The organism is Hydrotalea lipotrueae (assembly GCF_019249625.1).
GTDB lineage: Bacteria > Bacteroidota > Bacteroidia > Chitinophagales > Chitinophagaceae > Hydrotalea > Hydrotalea flava.
This window is the reverse complement of sequence record NZ_JAESDL010000031.1, coordinates 22,309-28,308: the sequence shown is the minus strand read 5'-3', so window position 1 is coordinate 28,308 and position 6,000 is coordinate 22,309. Positions and strand designations below refer to the sequence as shown.

At 38.5% G+C, this 6,000-nt stretch carries 5 protein-coding genes; all 5 read left to right on the top strand.

The window, feature by feature from the left end:
- A partial coding sequence (locus JK139_RS14175) for a TolC family protein (protein ID WP_218331765.1) occupies positions 1 to 963 on the top strand: 963 nt, incomplete at its 5' end.
- A gap of 21 nt (positions 964 to 984) precedes the next feature.
- Positions 985 to 2,091, top strand: coding sequence for an efflux RND transporter periplasmic adaptor subunit (locus JK139_RS14170; protein WP_218331763.1), 1,107 nt, complete (start codon positions 985 to 987; stop codon positions 2,089 to 2,091).
- Positions 2,092 to 2,180: 89 nt separating this feature from the next.
- The gene (locus JK139_RS14165; RefSeq protein ID WP_218331761.1) at positions 2,181 to 5,426 is read left to right on the top strand and encodes an efflux RND transporter permease subunit; all 3,246 of its coding nucleotides are present in this window, start codon (positions 2,181 to 2,183) and stop codon (positions 5,424 to 5,426) included.
- 21 nt (positions 5,427 to 5,447) lie between these two features.
- The gene (locus JK139_RS14160; RefSeq protein ID WP_218331759.1) at positions 5,448 to 5,756 is read left to right on the top strand and encodes a hypothetical protein; all 309 of its coding nucleotides are present in this window, start codon (positions 5,448 to 5,450) and stop codon (positions 5,754 to 5,756) included.
- A 21-nt stretch (positions 5,757 to 5,777) separates the two neighbouring features.
- A complete protein-coding gene (locus JK139_RS14155) occupies positions 5,778 to 5,981 on the top strand; it encodes a YgaP family membrane protein (protein ID WP_074421167.1) in 204 nt (67 codons plus the stop codon).
- The last annotated feature ends 19 nt before the right edge of the window (positions 5,982 to 6,000 follow it).

Below are 6,000 nucleotides of genomic sequence, written 5' to 3'. Positions count from 1 at the left end.
CAACCGCTATTAAATTTGGATATGTTGTATATGCGGAAAGGTGCAGCTAAACAATCTGAATTGTATCAGTTTAAAACAAAGCGTACAAAAGAATATGTTACCTATGAAGTACAGAAAGCTTATCTGCAACTTCAGTTGGCTTATGATGCAGTGAAAGTGTTGCAGGAAGCGGCACAAACTGCACATGCCATGTACCAGCTCACCAATAATTATTTTAATCAGGGTCTGGTTCAGAAATCTGATGTACTGAATGCACAGGTGCATGAAAGTATGGTAACCACCAATTTGGCCAATGCAAAAAGTAATATTAGAAATGCAAGTGACTATTTAAGTTTTTTGATGGGCGTACCTGCAGGCTTGGTATATGTGATTGCCGATAAAAATATTGATGATATTATCGTTGCAGATACAGCTATAAAAGTTCCGGATGCACGTGCCGATTTTATGGCTATGAAAACCGCAATAGAAGCCAGTAATCTGATGATTAAAAGCAGCAAAATGAGTTATTTACCTAAGCTGAATGCTTTTGGAAATTATCAACTGAACGATAGCCGCATGTTTGGCTTTGGTGCCAATGCTTATTTGGCCGGCATACAACTTTCCTGGAATATTTTTAATGGTAACAGAACCAAAAATACCATTGTTACCAAAACATTGGAGCGCAATAAGCTGGAACAACAATTGGCACAACAAAAAGACCAAAGTCAATTAGAACTCAATAAAACTAATCGCGATTTACAGGATGCCCGGTTTCAAATTGAGCAGCAGCACGCTGCCATTCAACAGGCTGCAGAGGCTTTGCGCATTCTGCAAAACAGATACGAGCAGGGCTTAGTAAAAACTACTGATGTGCTGATGGCCGAAACACAACTGGCACAACAAAAATTAGGACTGGCACAGGCACAGTATAATTACCAGTCAACCAAAGCTTATATACAATTTTTAACTACAACCACTCATTAATAAAAATTTCAAAAAATAGCTATGAATAAAAATGTAAAGACCACTACCGTTATGTTGGCAATGACAGGCCTGTTTTTTTCTGCCTGCTCATCTAATGAAAAAAAGCAGGAAAATACAACTGCGATTCTTCCGGTTGAAGTAAAAATGGCCTTACCCAATGCTGCAACCCAAAATGCATTGAGTTTAGGCGGACAAATAGAAGCGGTGCAAAGTGCCAATATCAGCACACGTGTAATGGGTTATATTACATCAATGAAAGTAAAAGTAGGTGATCACGTAACACAAGGTCAGTTATTGGCTACCATCAGCAATCAGGATATGTTGGCCAAAAGAGCACAGGCCGATGCCATGATTGCAGAAGCAGAAGCTGCATTAAAAAATGCACAAAAAGATTACGATCGCTTTACTGCATTGTACCAACAACAAAGTGCTTCTGCCAAAGAGTTGGATAATGTTACTTTACAATACAATGCTGCCAAATCAAGAGTAGATGCTGCCAGGCAAATGCGTAATGAGGTAAATGCCATGTTAGCTTATACCAGTCTAATAGCTCCATTTAGTGGTGTTGTAACACAAAAAATGGCCGATGCAGGTAGTATGGCCAATCCCGGAATGCCATTGTTAACCATTGAAAAATCAGGCAGTTTTCAGGTAAGTATTGCAGTGCCGGAATCGCAAATTAACAATATGCACATGGGTAACGTAGTGCCATTATACATTCAGGCCATTAATAAAACCATAAAAGGAAGCATTACACAAATAAGCCAGAGTGCACAGTACACCGGCGGTCAGTATATTGTTAAAGTAGCCATTCCCGAAAATGAAAAAACTGGTTTATATGCAGGCATGTATGTAACCGCACAATTGCCTGTTAAACAAACTACAAATGTATTGAATACAAGCAACGATGCTGTAATGGTTCCCGTATCTGCTATTTTTTATAAAGATGAACTAACCGGTTTGTATACAGTTTCAGCCAATCATACTGCTTTATTACGTTGGGTTCGCTTAGGTAAACAAATGGGTAATGATGTAGAAGTGTTATCCGGATTAAGTAAAGATGAGCCATTTATATTGAGCGCAAACGGAAAATTAGCGGATGGAGTTCCTGTGAAAGAAATAAAATAATACCAGGTTGTTGAATAACATTGAAAGTTGCACCAATTAAGCGGTTAATAAAATAATTGCTGACATTATAAACTATTAGAAAATTTATTATGGAAAAAGGATTTGCGGGAAATATTGCCAAAGCATTCATACAGAGTAAACTCACCATTCTGTTAATGATTGCTTTTTTACTGATAGGTGCATACAGTACCTATTTAATTCCGCGGGAAGAAGAACCACAAATTGAAGTGCCAATGGCCGATGTGTTGGTAGGGTTTCCCGGGGCAGAACCACAAGAAGTAGAATCGAAAGTTACTGCACCATTAGAAAAAATTATTTCTAATGTAAAAGGTGTTGAATATGTATACTCAACTACCATGCAGGGAAGAGCCATGTTAATTGTACAGTTTTATGTAGGGGAAGATGTAGAACGTTCATTGGTAAAATTGTACAATGAACTGATGAAGAATATGGATAAGCTGCCACAGGGCGTTACACTGCCATTGGTGAAAACACGTGCTATTGATGATGTTCCTGTATTAGGTCTTACCTTATGGAGTAATCATTACGATGATTATGCTTTGCGCCAAATGGGCGAAGTGCTTACCAACGAAATTAAAAAAGTACCTGATGTATCGGCTGTAAATATTATTGGCGGACGAAGCCGTGTGGTAAAAGTAATTTTGAACAAAGATAAAATGGCCGAGTACCATGTTGATTTTTTGAGTATCGCCAAACAAATGCAGGGCAATAATGCACAATTAGCATCAGGTACTATGTTAAAAAGTGATACAGCTTTTGCGGTTGAAACAGGAAACTTTTTAACCAATGCAGATGATGTGGCTAATTTAATTATCGGCACCAATCAACAACAACCGGTATTTCTGCGCCAGGTGGCAAAAGTGGTAGATGGCCCTGAAACACCCAGCCAATATGTATATTTTGGTTATGGAAAAGCAGATACGTCAAAAGATGCCCGTTATGCATCTGCCTATCCTGCTGTAACTTTATCCATTGCTAAAAAGAAAGGAGCTGATGCCATGCAGATTTCTGAGGAAATTCTTTCTAAAATCAACCATATTAAAAGCCAGTTAATTCCGGCCGATGTGCATGTAACTACAACGCGTAATTATGGTGAAACAGCCTCTGAAAAAGTATCTGAGTTATTGTTTCACTTATTCATAGCCATTGTGGTAGTTACCTTATTTGTAATGCTGGCGATGGGCTGGCGCGGTGGATTAGTGGTATTCTTATCCGTACCGGTAACTTTTGCATTAACTTTATTTGCCTATTATTTTCTGCATTACACATTGAATCGTATTACCTTATTTGCACTGGTATTTATTACGGGTATTGTTGTAGATGATTCCATTATTATTGCCGAAAACATGCACCGGCATTTTAAAATGAAACGGCTTCCGCCATTGCAGGCTGCAATCTATGCCATTAATGAAGTAGGTAATCCTACTATTCTGGCTACATTTACGGTTATTGCAGCGGTATTGCCTATGGCATTTGTATCTGGATTGATGGGACCATACATGAGCCCCATGCCCATAGGCGCCTCTATTGCTATGATGTTGTCTTTAATTGTAGCGCTTACATTAACACCTTACCTGGGTTATTTATTCTTGAGAGAAAAAGAACATCATGGCAAAGAGAAACCTCCGGTAGTGCTGGAAAAAACAGGTATTTACAAAATTTATAAATCATTTATCAACCCCATGCTGCAAACCAGATGGAAGCGTTGGGCATTCATGATTAGCATTGTTGTAATTCTACTTGCATCCATGTTGATGTTCTACACAAAGGCAGTTGCCGTTAAAATGCTACCTTTTGATAATAAGAATGAGTTTCAGGTAGTAATAGATATGCCAGAAGGAAGTACTTTGGAAAAAACTGCTGCTGTTACCAAAGAAATTGCTGAATATGTTTCGCATCAGCCCATGGTAGAAAACTATCAGGAATATATTGGAACAGCCGGGCCTATTAGTTTTAACGGGTTGGTACGCCACTACGATTTTAGAAGAGGCGATAATATGGCCGATATACAAATAAACTTAGTAAAAAAAGAAGATCGCAAAGAGCAAAGCCATGCCATAGCTAAAAGCATGCGTCCCGGCATTCAGGAAATTGCCAAGAAGTACAATGCCAATGTTAAAATTGTGGAAGTGCCACCGGGCCCTCCGGTATTATCAACTTTAGTAGCTGAAGTGTATGGCCCCGATTACAGGCAACAAATTGCCATTGCCCGACAAATTAAACAGTTATTTGCCAAAACGCCAGATGTGGTGGATGTAGACTGGCGGGTAGAGCACGACCAAACTGAATATAAGTTTGATGTGGATAAAGAAAAAGCCATGCGTTATGGTATTGCACCGGCGCAGGTGGTAGCTACCATGCATGCAGCTTTATCGAACAGCAATGTGGGTACGTTACATGTACCTTCCAGTTATGATCCGGTGAATATTTCGCTTCAGTTAAGTGATGCCGATAAATCAGATATCAATGCGCTTAAAAATTTAAAAGTGATCAATCAGCAAGGCAATGCCATTCCGGTTGGCGATTTGGTAACCATTACACGTGGCATTAAAGAAAAAAGCATTTATCGCAAAAACCAAAAACGGGTGGTATATGTAACGGCAGATATGGCTGGCAAATTAGAAAGCCCATCTTATGCCATGAGTGATATTTCTGACAAACTCAATACCATACAATTACCAGCAGGCTATACATTAAAAGAAGAGTATACCCATGCGCCTAAGTTAGAAGATCATTTCTCATTAAAGTGGGATGGTGAATGGCAAATTACTTATGAAGTTTTCCGCGATTTAGGTATTGCTTTTGTAGTAGTTATTTTAATTATTTATATGTTAATAGTAGGCTGGTTCCAAAACTTTACCGTTCCTATTATTATGTTGGCGGCCATACCTTTATCTTTAATTGGAATTATTATTGGGCACTGGATGATGGGTGCATTCTTTACCGCCACTTCTATGATTGGATTTATTGCCTTAGCAGGGGTAATGGTGCGTAATTCGGTGTTGTTAATTGATTTTATCAATATTCGCTTACGCGAAGGTATTCCATTAAAGCAAGCTATTATTGAAGCCGGTGCCGTTAGAACCACGCCTATTTTATTAACAGCAGGAGCGGTGGCATTGGGTGCTATTGTTATTTTGTTCGATCCTATTTTCCAGGGTTTGGCTATATCTTTAATGGGTGGTACCATTACTTCTACCTTCTTAACTTTATTGGTAGTGCCATTATTGTATTATAAAATGATGCGTAAAAAATATCCTGAACCTACTAATCCCAATCAACAACCTGATGGCGAAAATACCATCACACAATAATCACCTTAAAAACAATGGTATATGAAAATGTTAGTCATCACAAGTATTAAAGAGGATTTGCTGGCTGTAACACATATCCTCGAAAAAGCCAAAGTGCCGGTATTTAGTGTTACCGATACCATTGGCCATAAGTCAGAACACAATAATTATGTGTTGAATAATTGGTTTGCCAGTGGTGATGCACAAACCAGTGCTTTATTTTTCTTCAGCTTTACTGATGATGATAAAGCCCAACATGCGCTGCAAGAAGTAAAGAAGTTTAATAATGAAACGCCCAGTGCATTTCCTATCCGGGCTTTTATTGTACCTGTTGAAACAAGTAGTTATTAATCAATTTTAAAAAATAAACAAATGAGAGAACGTATTGTACGTGCCGTTGCCGGCAGTTTGGTATTAGTAAGTGTAGTATTAATTTATTTTGTTTCCATAAACTGGATATGGTTAAGTGTGTTTGTAGGTGTTAATTTGCTGCAATCATCCTTTACCCGGTTTTGTCCGTTAGAAAAAATATTAGATGGTTTTGGTGTACCCTCTAATAACGGAAAATGTTGTTGAGTTAGAGAGAAAAGTGGCG